General features: G+C 70.1%; 14 protein-coding genes. 8 read left to right on the top strand and 6 right to left on the bottom strand.

Annotation, left to right across the window (positions count from 1 at the left end; all coding sequences use genetic code 11):
• The 5 genes from ACFU53_RS38180 to ACFU53_RS38160 all read right to left on the bottom strand — a co-directional run.
• Positions 1-450 (bottom strand): heat shock protein transcriptional repressor HspR (locus tag ACFU53_RS38180; RefSeq protein ID WP_384003495.1); only part of this gene is annotated, 450 nt, incomplete at its 3' end.
• A gap of 5 nt (positions 451-455) precedes the next feature.
• Complete coding sequence (gene dnaJ, locus ACFU53_RS38175) at positions 456-1,634, bottom strand: molecular chaperone DnaJ (RefSeq protein ID WP_384003489.1); 1,179 nt, start codon at positions 1,632-1,634, stop codon at positions 456-458.
• A 66-nt stretch (positions 1,635-1,700) separates the two neighbouring features.
• Positions 1,701-2,393, bottom strand: a complete 693-nt coding sequence (gene grpE / locus ACFU53_RS38170) for a nucleotide exchange factor GrpE (RefSeq protein WP_384003486.1) — start codon at positions 2,391-2,393, stop codon at positions 1,701-1,703.
• Positions 2,390-4,243 (bottom strand): molecular chaperone DnaK, encoded by a 1,854-nt coding sequence (gene dnaK / locus ACFU53_RS38165; protein WP_384003484.1) that lies wholly within the window; start codon positions 4,241-4,243, stop codon positions 2,390-2,392. Before dnaK ends, grpE begins: the two co-directional genes overlap by 4 nt.
• Before the next feature lie 685 nt (positions 4,244-4,928).
• Entirely contained in the window at positions 4,929-6,143 is a 1,215-nt protein-coding gene (locus ACFU53_RS38160) for an undecaprenyl/decaprenyl-phosphate alpha-N-acetylglucosaminyl 1-phosphate transferase (RefSeq protein WP_384003481.1), read from the bottom strand.
• A gap of 254 nt (positions 6,144-6,397) precedes the next feature.
• Between ACFU53_RS38160 and ACFU53_RS38155 the strand changes: the two genes are divergently transcribed.
• Positions 6,398-8,680: a heterodisulfide reductase-related iron-sulfur binding cluster gene (locus tag ACFU53_RS38155; protein WP_384003478.1), complete on the top strand. Its 2,283-nt coding sequence runs from the start codon at positions 6,398-6,400 to the stop codon at positions 8,678-8,680.
• A gap of 43 nt (positions 8,681-8,723) precedes the next feature.
• On the opposite strand, the gene ACFU53_RS38150 is transcribed toward ACFU53_RS38155, so the two are convergent.
• The gene (locus ACFU53_RS38150) at positions 8,724-9,149 is read right to left on the bottom strand and encodes a DUF6281 family protein (protein WP_384003475.1); all 426 of its coding nucleotides are present in this window, start codon (positions 9,147-9,149) and stop codon (positions 8,724-8,726) included.
• A gap of 496 nt (positions 9,150-9,645) precedes the next feature.
• Here ACFU53_RS38150 and ACFU53_RS38145 point away from each other — a divergent pair, with 496 nt between their 5' ends.
• The 7 genes from ACFU53_RS38145 (at position 9,646) to ACFU53_RS38115 (ending at position 18,204) form a co-directional block, all read left to right on the top strand.
• On the top strand, positions 9,646-11,127 hold the full coding sequence (locus ACFU53_RS38145) for an FG-GAP-like repeat-containing protein (RefSeq protein ID WP_384003472.1): 1,482 nt from the start codon (positions 9,646-9,648) through the stop codon (positions 11,125-11,127).
• An 80-nt stretch (positions 11,128-11,207) separates the two neighbouring features.
• Entirely contained in the window at positions 11,208-12,659 is a 1,452-nt protein-coding gene (locus ACFU53_RS38140) for an FG-GAP-like repeat-containing protein (RefSeq protein WP_384003469.1), read from the top strand.
• A 104-nt stretch (positions 12,660-12,763) separates the two neighbouring features.
• The gene (locus ACFU53_RS38135) at positions 12,764-14,158 is read left to right on the top strand and encodes an FG-GAP and VCBS repeat-containing protein (protein ID WP_384003466.1); all 1,395 of its coding nucleotides are present in this window, start codon (positions 12,764-12,766) and stop codon (positions 14,156-14,158) included.
• 310 nt (positions 14,159-14,468) lie between these two features.
• Positions 14,469-14,810 carry a DUF5713 family protein gene (locus ACFU53_RS38130; RefSeq protein WP_384003463.1) on the top strand — a complete coding sequence of 114 codons (342 nt, stop codon included), beginning with the start codon at positions 14,469-14,471 and terminating at the stop codon, positions 14,808-14,810.
• Between the two features lie 265 nt (positions 14,811-15,075).
• On the top strand, positions 15,076-15,471 hold the full coding sequence (locus ACFU53_RS38125; RefSeq protein ID WP_384003492.1) for a nuclear transport factor 2 family protein: 396 nt from the start codon (positions 15,076-15,078) through the stop codon (positions 15,469-15,471).
• A gap of 133 nt (positions 15,472-15,604) precedes the next feature.
• Positions 15,605-17,080 (top strand): integrin-like protein, encoded by a 1,476-nt coding sequence (locus ACFU53_RS38120; protein ID WP_384003460.1) that lies wholly within the window; start codon positions 15,605-15,607, stop codon positions 17,078-17,080.
• Between the two features lie 92 nt (positions 17,081-17,172).
• Complete coding sequence (locus ACFU53_RS38115; RefSeq protein WP_384003457.1) at positions 17,173-18,204, top strand: Yip1 family protein; 1,032 nt, start codon at positions 17,173-17,175, stop codon at positions 18,202-18,204.
• Positions 18,205-18,250 lie beyond the last annotated feature (46 nt).

The following is an 18,250-nucleotide window of genomic DNA, read 5'->3' as shown; positions in this document are numbered from 1 at the left end:
GTCCGAAGCCTGCCGCCCCTTCGGCCGCCACACCACCAACGCGCTGCTCTGCTGCATCTCCTGATACGGCACCAGGTCACGTCGGTAGGAGGCGTGGACCGCGGCCTCGCGCTGGCGCATGGCCGCGGCGGCGCCGTCGAGGGCGGCCTCCATCTCGGCCGCCCTCGCCTGGAGGGCGGCGACCTGGTTCTCCAGTTCGATGATGCGCTTGATGCCGGCCAGGTTGATGCCCTCGTCCTGCGACAACTGCTGGACGGTGCGGAGCAGTTCGATGTCACGGGCCGAGTAGCGACGGCCGCGCCCGGCGGTGCGGTCCGGGGATACCAGGCCGAGACGGTCGTACTGGCGCAGGGTCTGCGGGTGCAGACCGGAGAGCTGGGCGGCCACCGAGATGACGTACACCGGTGTCTCTTCCGTCAGCTCATAAGGGTTTCGTCGGCGGCCGTCCATCACATTCATGCTCCCTTCGCGGCCTGGAACAGCTCCGCTCGCGGGTCCTCGCCCGCGGTCGCCTCGCGATACGCCTCCAGGGCGTCACGAGCCTTCCCCGACAGGTCCTTCGGAACACTCACCTCGACGGTGATCAGCAGGTCCCCGCGGGTCCCGTCCTTGCGGAAGGCGCCCTTGCCCCGGGCCCGCATCGTACGGCCGTTGGGCGTACCGGGGGGCAGTTTCAGGGTGACCGGCGGTCCGCCCAGGGTCGGGACCCGGACCTCACCGCCGAGTGCCGCCTCGGGATACGTCACCGGCACGGTCACCGTCAGGTTGTCGTCCTTGCGGCCGAACACCGGGTGCGCGTCGACGTGCACGACGACATACAAGTCACCTGCCGGGCCGCCCCGTTCACCGGGCGCGCCCTTGCCGCGCAGCCGGATCCGCTGGCCGTCGGAGACGCCCGCCGGGATCCTGACCTGCATGGTGCGGGACGACTTGGCGCGGCCCGACCCCTTGCAGATGTCGCAGGGGTCCTCGGCGATCAGGCCCCGGCCCTTGCAGTCCGGGCAGGGATCGGTCAGCGAGAAGCCGCCGCCGGAGCCCCGCGCGACCTGGCCGGTGCCGACGCACGTCGGGCACACGCGCGGTGTGCCGTTGGCGTCGCCCGTGCCCGAACAGCCCTTGCAGGGCGACTGCGAGGACATCCTGAGCGGTACGGTCGCGCCCTCGATGGCCTCGGTGAAGCTCAGCGTGACCTCGGACTCGATGTCCTGGCCGCGCCGGGGCTGCACCCGCGTGGTGCCGGAGCTGCCGCGGTTGAACAGGCCCCCGAAGACATCGCCGATGCCCCCGCCGAAGCCGCCCGCTTGCTGGCCGCCCTGGGCGCCGCCTCCGAAGAGGTCGCCCAGGTCGAAGTTGAACGAGCCGCCGCCGGCGCCGGGTCCCGGGCGGAACCCGCCGTTGCCGAAGAGGGCGCGGGCCTCGTCGTACTCCTTGCGCTTCTTGGGGTCACCGAGGATGTCGTTCGCCTCGGAGATCTCCTTGAAGCGCTCCTCGGCCTTGGTGTTCCCCTTGTTGGCGTCCGGGTGGAACTCGCGGGCGAGCTTGCGGTACGCCTTCTTGATCTCGGCCTCGGTGGCGTCCTTGGGGACGCCGAGGACCTTGTAGTAGTCCTTCTCGATGAAGTCCTTGGTACTCATCCGCGACGTCCCTCCTTCCACTCACCGTGCACGTCACCGTGCACGTCACCGTTTACGCCGTCGGCGTCAGCCCTCGTCCGGGCCACCGCTCTCCTTGTCGTCGGCACCGGAGGCACCTTCCGCGGTCTCCGCGGAGTCCGCCTTGGCGGGCTGCGCCGCCCCCGGCTGGGGCTCGGCCACGGCCACCCGCGCCGGGCGGATGGTGCGCTCGCCGATGCGATACCCCGGCTGGAGAATCGCCACGCACGTCGTCTCTGTGACGTCGGGCGCGTAACTGTGCATCAGGGCCTCGTGGATCGTCGGGTCGAAGGGCTCGCCCTCCTTGCCGAACTGCTGAAGGCCCATCTTCGCCGCGACGGTCTCGAGCGACTCCGCGACGGACTTGAAGCCGCCGACGAGTTCGCTGTGCTCCCGCGCGCGGCCGATGTCGTCGAGCACGGGCAGGAGCTCGGTGAGGAGGTTCGCGATGGCGACCTCCTTGACCGTGATCCGGTCGCGCTCGACCCGGCGGCGGTAGTTCTGGTACTCGGCCTGGAGGCGCTGGAGGTCCGTCGTGCGCTCACCGAGCGCCGTACGCACCTGGTCCAGCTGTGCCGTCAGACCGGCCACCTGGGCCGTCGCTGCCGCGTCCCCGGCCGGGGCCGCCCCCTCCTGGGGGGCGGCCTTCGGCTCGGCGTCGTCAGAGCCGGAGGGGACGTCGGGCTGCTGCGGCTGACCTTGCGGCTGCTGCTCGTCGAAGCCCGGGGTCTCCTCCGTCACGCGGCACCGTCCTTGCGCTCACGGTCCTCGTCGACGATCTCGGCGTCGACGACGTCGTCGTCGGCCTTGGCGTCACCGGCACCGGCACCGGCCTCGCCGCCCGCGGCCTGCGCGGCCTGGGCGTCCGCGTACAGGGCCTGGCCGAGCTTCTGCGAGACGGCGGCGACCTTCTCGGTGGCCGTGCGGATCTCGGCGGTGTCCTCGCCCTTGAGCGCGGCCTTGAGCTCCTCGACGGAGGCCTCGACCTCGGTCTTGATGTCGCCCGGGACCTTGTCCTCGTTGTCCTTGAGGAACTTCTCGGTCTGGTAGACGAGCTGCTCGCCCTGGTTGCGGCTCTCGGCGGCCTCGCGGCGGGCGTGGTCCTCCTCCGCGTACTTCTCGGCCTCCTGGCGCATCCGGTCGACCTCGTCCTTCGGCAGCGAGGAGCCGCCGGTGACGGTCATCTTCTGCTCCTTGCCCGTGCCCAGGTCCTTCGCGGTCACGTGCATGATGCCGTTGGCGTCGATGTCGAAGGCGACCTCGATCTGCGGGACACCGCGCGGGGCGGGCGGCAGACCGGTCAGCTCGAACATCCCGAGCTTCTTGTTGTACGCCGCGATCTCGCGCTCGCCCTGGTAGACCTGGATCTGCACGGACGGCTGGTTGTCCTCGGCGGTGGTGAAGATCTCGGACCGCTTGGTCGGGATCGTCGTGTTCCGCTCGATGAGCTTGGTCATGATGCCGCCCTTGGTCTCGATACCGAGGGACAGCGGGGTCACGTCGAGGAGCAGGACGTCCTTGACCTCACCCTTGAGGACACCTGCCTGGAGGGCGGCGCCGATGGCGACGACCTCGTCCGGGTTCACACCCTTGTTGGCCTCGTTGCCGCCGGTCAGCTCCTTGACCAGCTCGGCGACGGCGGGCATACGGGTCGAGCCGCCGACGAGAACGACGTGGTCGATCTCGGAGAGGGCGATCCCGGCGTCCTTGATGACGTTGTGGAACGGCGTCTTGCAGCGCTCCAGCAGGTCGGCCGTCAGCTGCTGGAACTGGGCCCGGGTGAGCTTCTCGTCCAGGTGCAGCGGGCCCTCGGCGGAGGCGGTGATGTAGGGCAGGTTGATCGAGGTCTCCGTGGAGGAGGACAGCTCGATCTTCGCCTTCTCTGCGGCCTCACGCAGACGCTGCAGCGCCATCTTGTCCTTGGCGAGGTCCACGCCGTGGCCGGCGCGGAACTGCTGCACCAGGTAGTCGACGACGCGCTGGTCCCAGTCGTCACCACCGAGGTGGTTGTCACCGTTGGTGGCCTTCACCTCGACGACGCCGTCACCGATCTCCAGGAGCGACACGTCGAAGGTGCCGCCGCCGAGGTCGAAGACGAGGATCGTCTGGTCGTCCTTGTCGAGGCCGTAGGCGAGGGCGGCGGCGGTGGGCTCGTTGACGATACGCAGGACGTTCAGACCCGCGATCTCACCGGCTTCCTTCGTCGCCTGCCGCTCGGAGTCGTTGAAGTACGCCGGGACGGTGATGACCGCGTCCGCGACCTTCTCGCCCAGGTACGCCTCGGCGTCGCGCTTCAGCTTCTGCAGGATGAAGGCGCTCATCTGCTGCGGGTTGAAGTGCTTCCCGTCGAGCTCGATCTTCCAGTCCGTGCCCATGTGACGCTTGACGGACCGGATCGTCCGGTCCACGTTCGTGACCGCCTGGCGCTTGGCGACCTCGCCGACGAGCACCTCGCCGTTCTTGGCGAAGGCGACGACGGACGGCGTGGTCCTGGCGCCCTCTGCGTTGGTGATGACGGTGGGCTCGCCGCCTTCAAGAACGCTGACGACGGAGTTAGTCGTGCCCAGGTCGATGCCGACCGCACGTGCCATTTCAATTCCTCCAGCAATGACTTGAGTGGAACGGACTCAAGTGTGCATGACGCCCACCGATGGGTCAACAGAGCTGAGTCGAGGAGGCTCAACTCTTATGTTTTGCTTATACGCAACTGGGCGTTGACCTGCGAATATACGGCGACGAGGGGAAAGGTCGCCCCCTCCACGAGGGTCAACTTCCGACCGGCTCGCCGACGGAGGCGGCAATCACCGGCGCCCGGGAGCGGTGATCGTCGGCGACGGCCGGGGTGATCGGTGGACGGTTGGGGGTGACCGGTCGACGGCCGGGGCGGACGGTTCGAGGTGACCGGTCGACGGCCGGCGTGGACGGTTAGGGGTGACCGGTCGACGGCCGACGTGGACGGTTAGGGGTGACCGGTCGACGGCCGGCGTGGACGGTTCGAGGTGACCGGTCGACGGCCCGGGGCGGACGGTTCGAGGTGACCAGTCGACGGCCACAGGTGACCCGTCGACGATCGGGTCGGCGAGGGGACGGATCACCGTCCCGAGTGCCGCGCTCAACAGCCCCGGCCGGAACAGCGCCCCCGAAGGGGCGCCGGGAACCGCGCGAGCAGCCCCCCACCCGCTCCCACTCACCCGCGCCCGCCCACCCGCACCCGCCCGGAGCCCGCAAGCCACCCCCGTCTCCCCCACCCACCCCACCACCCCACCGCCTACCCCGCTACCCCACCCGCCCCCGCCGCCCCAGCTCCGCCGCCTCCTGCTGGCGGAAGCGTTGCGGCCGGGACGAGGGGCTGGGGGCGCGGCCTCCCGGGATGGGGCGGGAGGTGGGGCCTCCCGGGAGGGAACGGGTGGCGGGGGCCCGGTGGACGCCCGTGGGGACGGGTCGGGCGGCGGTGGGCTGGGGCCGGCGGGTGGCGGCGGCCGGAATCGAGCGGGTGGCGTGGGCGGAGGCGAGGGCGGGGCGGGGCGGGCCCGTCGGCACGAAGAGCATCCCGAGGACGACCAGCCCGGCAGCCCCCGCCACCCACCACGCGGAGCGCGGCTCCGTCCACAGCATGTGGATGGCGAGCCCCACCCCGGTGGAACCCGCCGCGCAGGCCCCCAGCACGACCACCACCCCCGGCGGTGTGAGACCGATCCGCCGCAGCCGGTGCGCGAGATGGTCGGGCCCGCCGCGCCACAGCTCCCGCCCCACCCTCTTCCGCGACACGAGGACGAGGACTACGTCGGCGGTCGCCACGGCCGTGAGCGTGAAGGGCGCCCCGACACCGGCCCCGTACCCGACGGCGTACACATGCAGCACACCCCCCGCGAGCACGAAGCCCACGAAGAGGGCCCCGCACGTGCCGAGCACGACCCGCGCGGGCGGCCAGTTGTGCATCAGGAACCCGGTGAGCGCCGCGGCGAGCACACTGAACAGCGTCGCCAGACCGTCCATGACCTCGGCCGCCGCACACCCGCTCAACGCGAACGCCGTGACCGCGCCGACCACCCCGAGCACCCCGTCGGAACGCCCCATCCCCTTGAACCCGTGCACCACGAGAGCGATCCAGGCGACCCCCAACACCCCGCCCAGCACGCCGAGTTCGCGGTACGGCACGACCAGCGCGGCGGCGACGGCCACCCCTACCGCCCGCACCACCGCCGGAAGCCGCCACACATCACCGACCAGCCCGAACACCCCGAGCCCGGCGCCGACGACGATCAGCCATCCGGCCTCGCGCCCCAGTGGAGCGACCCCGCTCCACTCCCCCACCCACGCCACGGCCCCCACCCCGGCCATCACCGCGACACCCCCGAGCAACGGCACCCGTCGCCCCCGTCGCCCCCGTCGCTCCACGATCCCCAGCCGCAGCGCGGGCACGCGTACGGCCGCCGAGAGCACGGCGGTCAGCAACAGGGCGGAGGCGGCAGCGAAGATTCCGTACAGCACGGATCCAAGTTAGGTGCGAATGTCATAATTTCTCATGAATAACACGATCATTTTGAAATAGCACGATCGTCCGGTGTTCGGCAGGGCGCACTCAGGCAACCCTCAGCGACGCAGATCACCGCGCCCCTGGCTACAGTGCGGCAGGAGAACTGGGTAGTCTCAGACGGACTGCATAAGTTACCGCTTAGTAATGATCTCCGAGGGGCCCGGCAGGTACCCCGGAGGAAAACCCTCGCAGGCCCGAGGAGCCCCCAATGCAACTCGCCGCGATCATCGTGTCGTTGGTCCTGACGGTGGTCGGCGTTGCGCTCATCACCCGAGCCGTGGCGCAGATCTACCGGTTCGTGAAGCTCGGTCAGCCGGTGCCGGCGGGCAGCCGTACGGACGACCCGAAGGCGCGCTCGATCACCCTGGCCAAGGAGTTCCTCGGCCACACCCGGATGAACCGGTGGGGGATCGTCGGCTTCGCCCACTGGTTCGTCGCGATCGGCTTCCTGACGCTGCCGCCGACCCTCGCCCAGGCGTACGGCCAGCTGTTCCAGGCGGACTGGACGCTGCCGGTGATCGGCGGCTTCCTGCCGTTCGAGATGTACATCGAGTTCATCGGTGTGATGACGATCCTCGGCATCCTCGTGCTGATCGCCATCCGGCTGCTCAACCTGCCCTCCCGGGCCGGCCGCAAGTCGCGTTTCGCGGGCTCCAAGGCCTGGCAGGCGTACTTCGTCGAGTACGTCATCCTCACCATCGGCATCGCGATCTACGTGCTGCGCGGCCTCGAGGGCGCCATCCACCACGTGGAGCACTACGAGGCCGGGTACTTCGCCTCGTACCCGCTGGTCCTCGCCTTCAAGGACCTGGACCCGAGCACCCTGCAGAACCTGGTGTACTTCGTCGCGATGATCAAGATCGGCACCTCGCTGATCTGGATGATCACGGTCTCGCTGAACACCAACATGGGTGTCGCCTGGCACCGCTTCCTCGGCTTCCCGAACATCTGGTTCAAGCGGAACGCGGACGGCGCCACGGCCCTCGGCGGCCTCCAGCCCATGACGTCGGGCGGCAAGCCGATCGACTTCACCGACCCCGGTGACGACGACGTCTTCGGTGTCTCCCAGGTGGAGCAGTTCTCCTGGAAGGGCATTCTCGACTTCTCGACCTGCACCGAGTGCGGTCGCTGTCAGTCGCAGTGCCCGGCCTGGAACACCGGCAAGCCGCTGTCCCCGAAGCTGCTGATCATGTCGCTGCGGGACCACGCGCACGCCAAGGCCCCCTACCTCCTCGCCGGTGGCGGCAAGAGCATGGAGGGCGAGGAGAAGGCCTCCGAGGAGCAGCTCAAGGACGTGCCCGCCGCCGCCCTCGCCGAGGCCGAGCGGCCGCTGATCGGGACCGTCGAGGAGAACGGCGTCATCGACCCGGACGTCCTCTGGTCCTGCACCACCTGCGGTGCCTGCGTCGAGCAGTGCCCGGTCGACATCGAGCACGTCGACCACATCGTCGACATGCGCCGCTACCAGGTGATGATCGAGTCCGCGTTCCCGTCCGAGGCGGGCACGATGCTCAAGAACCTGGAGAAGAAGGGCAACCCCTGGGGCCTGGCGAAGAAGCAGCGCCTGGAGTGGCTCAAGGAGGTCGAGTTCGAGGTCCCGGTCGTCGGCAAGGACATCGAGGATCTCTCCGAGGTCGAGTACCTGTACTGGGTCGGCTGCGCCGGCGCCCTGGAGGACCGCGCGAAGAAGACGACGAAGGCCTTCGCGGAGCTGCTCCACATGGCGGGCGTCAAGTTCGCCATCATGGGCGGCGACGAGAAGTGCACCGGTGACTCCGCCCGCCGCCTCGGCAACGAGCCCCTGTTCCAGGAGCTCGGCATGGAGAACGTCGCCGCGCTGAACATGGCCTTCGGCGAGGACGAGGACGACCCCTCGACGCTGAAGCCCAAGTCGGCCAAGAAGATCGTCGCCACCTGCCCGCACTGCCTCAACACGATCGGCAACGAGTACCCGCAGCTCGGCGGCGACTACGAGGTCATCCACCACACCCAGCTGCTCCAGCACCTGATCGACGAGGGCAAGCTGATCCCGGTGACCCCGGTCGAGGGCCTGATCACCTACCACGACCCCTGCTACCTGGGCCGTCACAACAAGATCTACACGCCCCCGCGCGAGATCATGTCCGCCGTCCCGGGCCTGCGTCAGCAGGAGATGCACCGCCACAAGGAGCGCGGCTTCTGCTGTGGCGCCGGTGGCGCGCGGATGTGGATGGAGGAGCGGATCGGCAAGCGCATCAACAACGAGCGCGTCGACGAAGCCCTCTCCCTCAACCCGGACATCGTCTCCACCGCCTGCCCGTTCTGCCTCGTCATGCTGACCGACTCGGTCAACGGCAAGAAGAACGACGGCAAGGCCAAGGAGTCCATCACGGTCGTCGACGTCGCCCAACTGCTGTTGGAGTCCGTCAAGACCCCCGTCCCGGACGACGACGAGCCCCCGGCGGGCACGGCGGAGGCGGAGACCGAGCCGGAGCCGCAGCCGGTGAAGTAGCCGGCTGCCGCTCACCGATCCGTACGACCGACACCCCCGGGGCTCATCGCGAGTCCTCCGGGGGTGTCTCTCGTCTCGCGGCGATCTCCATGACCTCCTCGGGCAGGTTGCCTCCGTCGCGCACCAGCATGAACGGCGACTCCTCGAAGTCGGGGTGGACCGAGAAGGCGTCCACGACGTCGACGCCCTCGATCTCGTAGACGTCGTACCGGGTCGGCTCCTTGGTCGGGGTGTCGTCCCAGCCGTCCCCTCCGGTGTCGTAGCAGGGCGGCGCGAGCGCGGTGCCCACCTTGGCGCCGACCTCGAACGCGCCGCTGCCCATGCCGGTGTACTGGCGGCCCTCGTACTCCACCACGAACGCGCACGAGGCGGCGCTCTCCCCGCCGCCCGTCGACACCGCCGTACAGCCGGCGGCGAACGGGGCCATCGCGAGAGCGGCCAGGGCGGTCCGCACGCGGGAACCGATCATCGTCACGTCTCCTTGTCACCGGTCGGGCTGCCGGGGTCGGGCTGCCGGCGGTCCGGCGGTCGGCGGTCGGCGGTCGGCGGTCCGGCTGCCGGCGGTCCGGCTGCCGGCGGTCCGGCTGCCGGCGGCCTTTCGGTCGGCAGCCCCTTCGCACCCCAGACGCCCGACCCCCGCGAAACGTTCGGCCCACGTTCCGGCCTGCCGCACCCGCCCCTTCGTACGCCCGGCGCCCCACTCGTTCCACCGACCCTGGCAACCCCCGACAACCCCCGACACCCCGGCAACCCCGGCAACCCCTGTGATCCCTGTGACCCCTGCGACCTCGAAAATTCTCCGAATTCCCTGGAGTCCCGTACAACCCTCCCCCACCTCCATCGGTCTCCTGTTCGCCAACTTCCCTGCGAACTCCCGACAAACTCCGGGCAAACGCTGACAGGAAGGGCACCCCATTGACTGCGGACGTCTGCCAGGCGTCCCGCATGCAGCAGGAGATTCCCGCATGCACAAGCACCTGCGACTCGCCCTCGCGACGGCCTCCGCGGCCGCGCTGACCGGCGGTCTGCTCACCTTCTCTGCCGCGACGGCGACGGCGGCCGACTCGGTCCACCGGCCCGTGGCCGACTTCAACGGCGACGGCTTCGGCGACGTCGCGTTCTCCGCCTCCGGCGCCTACGTGAGCGGCAAGAAGGACGCCGGACAGCTCGTCGTCCTCTACGGCACCGCCACCGGCGTCTCGTCCGCCAAGCGCACCGTCCTCAGTCAGAACAGCTCGGGGGTTCCCGGGAGCGCCGAGGCCGGCGACTACTTCGGCGCGGTCACCGCGTACGGCGACTTCAACGGCGACGGCTACGACGACCTCGCGGCCTCGGCGCCGGGCGAGGACGTGAGCGGCGACACCGACGGTGGCACGGTCGTGCTGCTGTGGGGCTCCGCGAAGGGCCTGACCGGCAGCAAGAGCGTCACCATCGCCGACCCGGCCGCCTCGTCCCACGACCGCTGGGGCAAGAACCTGGCCGCGGGCGACTTCGACGGCGACGGCACGGACGACCTGGTCGTCGGCAACACCTCCAGCACCCTCTACGTCCTCAAGGGCGGCATCAGCTCCACGGGCACGGCGGTGGGCGGCCGTTACAAGGTCAAGCCCCCGATCCAGTCCGGTTCCCCCTCGATGGGCCCGCTCAACATCCACGCGGGCGACGTCAACGGCGACAAGAAGACCGACCTGATCGTCGACGGCTTCGAGACCGACACCGACTCCGGCTGGAACACGAACTATTTCGTGCCCGGCACCGCGAGCGGCCTGAACGCCTCGTCCGCGACCACCCTGAAAGCGGGCGTCATCACCGCGATCGGCGACGTCAACGGCGACACCTTCGGCGACATCGTCACGGGCGCGGGCTGGAACAACAAGACGCCCGAGGGCGAGACGATCCCGGGCGGCGCGCTGGGCGGCAAGGTGAACGTCACGTACGGCACCTCCTCCGGCCCCGGCTCCACGACGGGCTTCACCCAGGAATCCGGCAACGTGCCCGGCGAATCGGAGAAGGACGACAGTTTCGGCTATGAGCTGGACCTCGGTGACGTCAACGGCGACGGCTACCAGGACCTGATCGTCGGCACCCCCGGCGAGGACATCTCCGGTGTCACCAACGCCGGTTCGCTCACCGTTCTCTTCGGCTCGGCGAGCGGCATCAACCTCTCCTCCGGCACCCAGTACTTCACCCAGAACACGGCCGGCGTCCCCGACACCGCCGAGAAGGGCGAAACGCTCGGCATCGAGGTGAAGCTCGACGACGTCAACGGCGACGGCCTGGCCGACCTGCTGGCGGGCTCGTACGAGAACAGCGGCAACGGCTCGGTGCTCTACCTGCCGTCCAACGGCACGAAGATCACCACGTCGGGTGGCCGCACCGTCAGCCCGAGCACCTCGGGCGTCTCCACGACGGGCGCCCCGGCCTTCGGCGCGAACTTCGCGAACTGACACGTCCGTTCCCTGCTCTCGCCGGGCCCGCGTCCAGCACGGACGCGGGCCCTGCCCCTCCCCCACCCGGAGCCCAACCCGTGCGCAGACGCACCCTCCTCCTGACCGCCGCCCTGACCACCGCCCTGCTGACGTCCCTCCCGGCGACCCCCGCGTCCGCCGCATCCGCCAAGCACGCGGACGACTTCAACGGGGACGGGTACCGGGACCTGGTGGTCGCCGCGCCCGAGGCCACCGTGTCCGGGAAGGGGTACGCGGGGGCGGTCGTCGTGCTCTACGGCTCCAAGTCGGGCCCGTCGGCGGCCAGGAAGCAGTTCGTCTCCCAGTCGTCCCCGGGCGTGGCGGGCGTGGCGGAGGCGTACGACCACTTCGGCCAGTCGGTGGCGTCGGCGGACCTCGACGCGGACGGATACGCCGATCTGCTGGTCGGCACGCCGTACGAGGATGTCGGCGCCTCGAAGGACCGCGGCACCGTCACCGTGCTGTGGGGCGGCGCGAAGGGACTCAAGGGCAGCGCCCTGCTGCCGACCGCCGGACCGTCGGACGGTGACGGGGGCTGCATCTACGGGGTGGGCCTGTCGGCGGTGCAGCCGAAGGCGAAGCCCGGGGCGGCCCAGGTCGCCGTAGCCGGCTGGTGCGCGACACGGCACCTCACGGGCCCGTTCACCAGGGCGGGAAAGCCCAAGGCCAACAGCATCGACATGGACACCGCATCCATCGACGACACCGTGCTCGGTGACCTCGACGGTGACGGACGGCCCGACCGTGTCGAGATCACCGTGGGCCTCTCCTCCCACCCCGACGGCGGCATCTACGTCAACCCCGACCGGGGCCTCGAAGAGGAGCTGCTCCCCACCGACGGCGACAACGCGACCATCGGCGACGTCAACCGGGACGGCTTCGGCGACCTGGTCATCGGCGACCCCTCGGACACGACGGTCGACGGCACACCGCGCGGAGGCACCGGCCACAAGGGCGGACAGATAGTGATCTGGCCCGGCGGCGCGAACGGCATCGACCGCACCGCCGCCCCCATCGTCATCCACCAGGACACCGCCGGCGTACCCGGCGCGGCGGAGGCCGGTGACTCCTTCGGCGCCGACGTGAGCGTGGCCGACACCGACGGCGACGGCTACGGCGACCTCGCGGTCGGCGTTCCCGGTGAGAAGATCGGCTCCGCGCGGCTCGCGGGCAGCGTGGTCCTGATCCCGGGCGGCCCCGCCGGTCCCACGGGCGCGGGCTCCCGCGTCATCACCCAGAACTCTCCGGGAGTCCCCGGCGTCGTCGAGCGCGAGGACCGGTTCGGGGCCACCGTGCGCCTCGCCGAGCACACGAAGGACGGCCGTCCCGAACTGGTCGTCGGCGCGCCGAGCGAGGACGCGCCCGGCGACAACGGTGAGATGGGCGGGATCTGGGTGTTCAAGGGCACCAAGACCGGCCCGAGTCTCAGCTCCTCGTACAGCGTCATGGGCAAGGCGGCCGGCCTCTCGACCGCCCGGTACAACCACTGGTCCTCGGTGCTCGCCCCCTGACGCACTCGCGGGTTCGCACAGAAATCACTCGCCAACTCACCTGTGCGACTGACAGATTGCCCCCATCCACCACGCTTCGCATGCTTCCCGGGAGACACATCTTCATGAAGCACCCCATCCGCGCCGCCTTGGCCACCGCGACTGCGGCCGCCCTCACCGGCGGTCTCCTGACCCTGGCCACGGCCGCCCCGGCGACCGCCGCGGCCGCCAAGTACGCGGACGACTTCAACGGCGACGGCTACCGCGACAACGCGGTCTTCTCGTACGGCACCGAGACCGTCTACAGCAAGGGCGGCGGCATCCTCGTCACCTTCGGCACGGCGAACGGCCCGGGCACGAAGACCCAGTTCATCGACCAGGCAAGCGCGGGCGTCCCCGGCGCCGACGAGACGGACGACTACTTCGGCGAGGTCCGCACGGCCGCCGACTTCAACAAGGACGGCTACGGCGACCTCGCGGTCTCCGCCAACGGCGAGAACGTCGGCAAGTACAAGGACCACGGCACGGTCACCGTCCTCTGGGGCGGCAAGAAGGGCCTGTCCGGCGGCACGACCGTCCCGTTCAAGGGCGCGAAGGGCGCGTCCGGCCTGGCCGCCGACCTCGCCACCGGCGACTTCAACGGCGACGGCAACCAGGACCTGGCCCTGGTCCGCGACAGCAAGACGTACGTCTACCGGGGTGCGATCACCAAGTCGGGTGTGAAGGGCTCGGTCACGGTCCTGGACAAGGACGGTTCGAGTTTCTACTCCACCGCCGTCATCTCCGGCAAGGTCGACAAGGACGGCAAGACCGACCTCGTCATCATCGGCGACGTCGTCACCGACACCACCCTCGCCTCCGACGCCTGGTTCATCTCCGGCGGCAAGTCCAAGCTCTACCCCGGCAAGACCCTCCGCCTCGAATCCGTGAAGTCCAACGGCGGCCAGGCCGAACGCGGCGGCGACGGCGTCATCAACGACTTCAACAAGGACGGCTACGGCGACATCGCCATCGGCACGCCGATCTACGACAAGGCCAAGGGCCGCGTGACGATCTGGTACGGCGCCGCCTCCGGCCCTGCCAAGTCGGCCCGCTTCACCCAGTCCACGTCCGGCATCGCCGACACCCCGGAGACGTACGACGCCTTCGGCGACGCGATCACCTCCGGCGACGTGAACGGCGACGGCTACCGCGACCTCGCGATCGCCGCGCCGGGCGAGGGCCTGAACGGCAAGGCCGAGGCGGGCGCCGTCCACGTCCTCTACGGCGGCAAGTCGGGCCTGACGGCCAAGGGTTCCCAGTTCCTCACCCGCAATACGGCAGGCGTCCCCGGCGAACTCTCCACCGGCGAGTACTTCGGCCACACGCTCCGCCTCCGCGACACCAACCGCGACGGCAAGGCCGACCTGTACGTCATCGGCGAGAACGGTTCCGTCCTGCTCCGGGGTTCGTCGAAGGGCGTGACGACGACCGGCGCGACCGTGGTGGACGGCGACACGGTCCGGGGGATGCTTCAGTAACGCGGGCCGCGTATCGCACGTATGAGGGCGGCGAGCCCGGCGGGGGTTGCATGGACGACCTGGCCGGGCTCTTCGCTTTCACGGAGCCGCAGAATCTCGTGATGGGCGGCAATTGCAAGGCAGTTGGCCGCGTCACCACCGCTGGAGGAACGGCACGCACGGCAAGTACGTCTGGTGCGAACCGGATACGACGCCGAAGCCCCACTGACGTTGAACGAGCCACCCACCGTTCCTGTCGGGCCTGCCGGCCCTGTCAGTGGTCTGGTGCATGATCGGCACGTCGGTTCTTCGAAGGGGATGGGGAGACGCTGTGGCGATCACAAACCAGCAGGTGACAGGGCATGTATTCCTTCCACAGCTGTACGCGGACGCGTACTTTCCCGATCACGTCGTCGACAAGGGCAAAGCGATCCTGTTGCGGCTGTGCGAACGGATCGAGGCCGAGCAGCCATCGGACCTTGCGTCTCTGTATCTGCTGACCCAGGCCGCGACGGAGGAGTTCAACCTGTTGGAGGCGGAGTTCGAGGCAGCCGGGAGTGAGATCGAGACCTTCGCGCGGGAGGAAATCGCCGAGGACTTCTGGTTCGTCGCCTCGGCCTACGGTTTCACGGACGCGGACGCGGAGGAGCTGATCGCCACCCGGGACTGGTGACCGATGACCGGAAGGCCGGCCAGACCGGCTAGACCGGCCAGACCGGCTATTGGTCTCGTGGCCACGGCTCGATGGCGTTGAAGCGCTTGATCCCGCACTCCTCTCCGGCACCCCCGCCGATCGCCCGCTCGCCCCCGTTCTCGTACACCATGCGCCCCCGCGCGCACACGAGCGTGCGGTGAGCGCTCGCGAAGGCGCCCGCTCGCGCAGATAATTTCCAGTACAGGAAGCAACCGTCATGAACAGCGGAAAGCCGGCGATACCCATGGCCGAACACCCGAACGCAGCGCTCGTCCGCAAGGGCTACGACGCCTTCACCCGCGGCGACATGGACACCCTCCGCGGCCTGATGGCCTCGGACTGTACGCACCACGTCCCCGGCAGCCACCTCCTGTCGGGCGACTACAAGGGCCAGGACTCGATCATCGGCCTGTACCAGCGGCTCTTCGAGGAAACCGGCGGGACCTTCAGCGTCGACCTGAGCCATGTCTGTGTGGACGGCCGGGGCCACGCGGTCTCCGTGCACCGTTACACGGCCGAGCGGGGCGGCAAGCGGATCGAGCAGAACGGCTGCCTCGTCTTCCGGATCGTCGGAGACAAGTTCACGGACATCGACGAATGCCAGGAGGACCTGGACAAGGAAAGCGAGTTCTGGTCGTAGCGGTACCGGAGCGGTACTGAAGCAGTCCCGGGCGCGGTCCCGGTCGGCGACCGCACAACCCCGTACGGCCTCCAGGTGTCACACAGGTGAACGAGCCACACCCCCGACATCCGGCCACTCACCTGGAGCCCCCGTGCACAGACGGACGCACGCCCTGGCCACCGCCACCGTAGCCACGGCGGCACTGACGCTCACCCTCTTCCCCCACCCGGCAGCCGCCCAGCCCACCCCCGTCACCACCCCCGTGACCAGCGACTTCAATGGCGACGGCTACGCGGACCTCGCCGTCGGCGTCCCGGACGCGACCGTGAACGGCAAGGCGAAGGCCGGCTATGTGAACCTCCTCTGGGGCGGCGCGAAGGGCCTGGGCAGGCACGGCGGCCTCCGGGTCAGCCAGGCCACCGCCGAGGTCCCCGGCACCCCGGAGGCGGGCGACCGCTTCGGCGCGGCCGTGGCGCTGGCGGACCTGAGCGGCGACGGCGTCGCGGAGCTGATCGTCGGGGCGCCCGGTGAGGACGTCGACGGGCGCGGCGCGGACGCGGGCACGGTCACCGTGGTCGGCGGCGCGAAGCGCGGCACCGGTCCGGGGTCCACCGCCCTGACCGGCCCGTCGGCGAAGTCGGCGTACGGCTGGTCGGTCGCGGCGGCGGACCTGACCGGCGACGGCGGGCGGGACCTCGTGGTCGGCGGCCGGGACAAGGTCGTGCTGCGCGCCGCCGTCGACGACGGTGAGAACCTCGTCGTCACCACCGTCCTCGCCACGCCGATGGGCGGCCGCGCCCCGCTCCTCGCCACCGGCGACTTCACCGCCGACGGCACGGACGACCTGGCCCTCGCCTTCCACACGATCAACGCCCCCTACACCCAGTCGCACGTACGGCTGTGGTCGTGGGACCCGGCCGAGCGGCGCATGGCCAACACCTGGAACTCCAGCAACGGCGCCGCCTCCGCGCTCGCCGTCGGCGACTTCGACGGCGACGGCCTGGACGACCTGGCCCTCGGCGAGTGCCGCGAGATAGCCGACGAGAACATCGACGACCCGTGCGGCCCGGAGTCGTACGCCAAGGGCGGCGGCATCCACCTCCTCTACGGCGACGAGAACTCCTTCGGCCGACGCTCCCAGACCCTCAACCAGGACACGGTCGGCGTCTACGGCGCCGCGGAGGACGGCGACCGCTTCGGCGCCTCCCTCGCCGTACTGGACTGGAACCGCGACGGCCGCGACGACCTGATCGCGGGCGCCCCCGGCGAGGCCATCGGCACCCGCGCCCGCGCCGGCGCGGCCACACTGCTGCTGGGCCACGCCGGTGGCATCGTCGACAAGTTCGGCGAGGCGTCCTCCGTGCAGTACCACCAGGACCGTCCCCGTGTCCCCGGCGCGGCGGAGACGAACGACGCCTTCGGCACGGCCGTCGCCACCGGCGACTACGACAAGGACGGCACCCCGGACACGGCCGTCGGCACCCCGGGCGAGAACACGGACTCCGGCGGCGTCTGGATCTTCCCGAAGACCTCCGTGACGAACTCCTACGCCCTCACCCCGAACAACCTCGGCCTCCCGACCCCGACGACGGCACTGTCGTACGGCAGGTACCTGAGCAGCCACTGACACCACGGCGGACCTGCCCGCCCTGCGGGACCAAACTCCCTGGTGAACTTCCCTGCCGTACCCCTCACCCATCCCTGACGATCCCTTAGGGGATGTCACAGCTCGGCCGCAAAGCCGGGCCGGTTGGCCCCGGCCCGGCACGCGGCCGCCCGGGACCAGGTACGTTCGATGACGTGGCTGGATTCAGGATCGGACGCGGCCGGGACAACGGCGCTCCTCAAGCGCGACCGCAAAACCCTCCGTACGGACAGCAGGCCCCGCAGGTCGGCGGCCCGTCGTACGGCTACCCCCAGACGCCCCCGCAACCGCCGTACGGCGGCCGGAGCGGCGGTCAGGGCGGCTGGCCGCAGACGCACGGCGGCGGGCACCGCGGCAATCACGGGACACACGGCAACCACGGGGGCCCCGGCAACCACGGTGAGCCGGAGTACTTCGGCGACGGCGGCACGCACCCCCACGGTGGCGGCGCGGACCCGTACGCGGCCAACAACCCGGGGCACACGCAGTCGTTCTCCGTCGGCGAGGACCCGTACAACCAGAGTGATCCCTACCGCGCGGGCAACGCCCCGGCGGCCCCGCTCGGCCCGCGGCTGCCCTGGAAGGCTCTCCTCAAGGGCATCTTCACCAGCCCGAACCAGACGTTCCTGGTGATGCGCGACTACGCGGTGTGGGTCCCCGCCCTGATCGTGACGTTCCTGTACGGCCTGCTGGCCGTCTTCGGCTTCGACGGCGCCCGCGAAGACGCGATCAACGCGACGCTCTCGAACGCCGTACCGATCGTCCTCGTCACCGCCGTGACGATGGTGGTGAGCACCTTCATCCTGGGCGTGGTCACCCACACCCTGGCCCGCCAGCTCGGCGGCGACGGCGCCTGGCAGCCCACGGTCGGCCTCTCCATGCTGATCATGTCCCTCACGGACGCGCCCCGCCTGGTCGTCGCGATGTTCGCGGGCGGCGACGCCCCCTTCGTCCAGATCCTCGGCTGGATCACCTGGGTCGCTGCCGGCGCCCTCCTGACCCTGATGGTCTCCAAGTCCCACGACCTCCCGTGGCCGAAGGCCCTGGGCGCCTCGGCGATCCAGCTGGTGGCGATCCTGTCGCTGATCAAGCTGGGTACGTTCTAGGCCTACTGCGGGGCTACGCGGTTTCGCGCTCACGAGTGAGGGGCTC

The sequence above is a fragment of the Streptomyces sp. NPDC057474 genome (assembly GCF_042802555.1).
In the GTDB taxonomy this organism is placed as follows: domain Bacteria; phylum Actinomycetota; class Actinomycetes; order Streptomycetales; family Streptomycetaceae; genus Streptomyces.
The sequence above is the reverse complement of the archived record's forward strand: the minus strand, read 5'-3'. Positions and strand labels throughout refer to the sequence as shown.

Coding starts and splice junctions, on each gene's coding strand:
- dnaJ (WP_384003489.1), bottom strand. CDS start 1,634: ATGAGTACCAAGGACTTCATCGAGAAGGACTACTACAAGGTCCTCGGC.
- dnaK (WP_384003484.1), bottom strand. CDS start 4,243: ATGGCACGTGCGGTCGGCATCGACCTGGGCACGACTAACTCCGTCGTC.
- ACFU53_RS38155 (WP_384003478.1), top strand. CDS start 6,398: ATGCAACTCGCCGCGATCATCGTGTCGTTGGTCCTGACGGTGGTCGGC.
- ACFU53_RS38150 (WP_384003475.1), bottom strand. CDS start 9,149: ATGATCGGTTCCCGCGTGCGGACCGCCCTGGCCGCTCTCGCGATGGCC.
- ACFU53_RS38145 (WP_384003472.1), top strand. CDS start 9,646: ATGCACAAGCACCTGCGACTCGCCCTCGCGACGGCCTCCGCGGCCGCG.
- ACFU53_RS38135 (WP_384003466.1), top strand. CDS start 12,764: ATGAAGCACCCCATCCGCGCCGCCTTGGCCACCGCGACTGCGGCCGCC.
- ACFU53_RS38125 (WP_384003492.1), top strand. CDS start 15,076: ATGGCCGAACACCCGAACGCAGCGCTCGTCCGCAAGGGCTACGACGCC.
- ACFU53_RS38115 (WP_384003457.1), top strand. CDS start 17,173: ATGTCACAGCTCGGCCGCAAAGCCGGGCCGGTTGGCCCCGGCCCGGCA.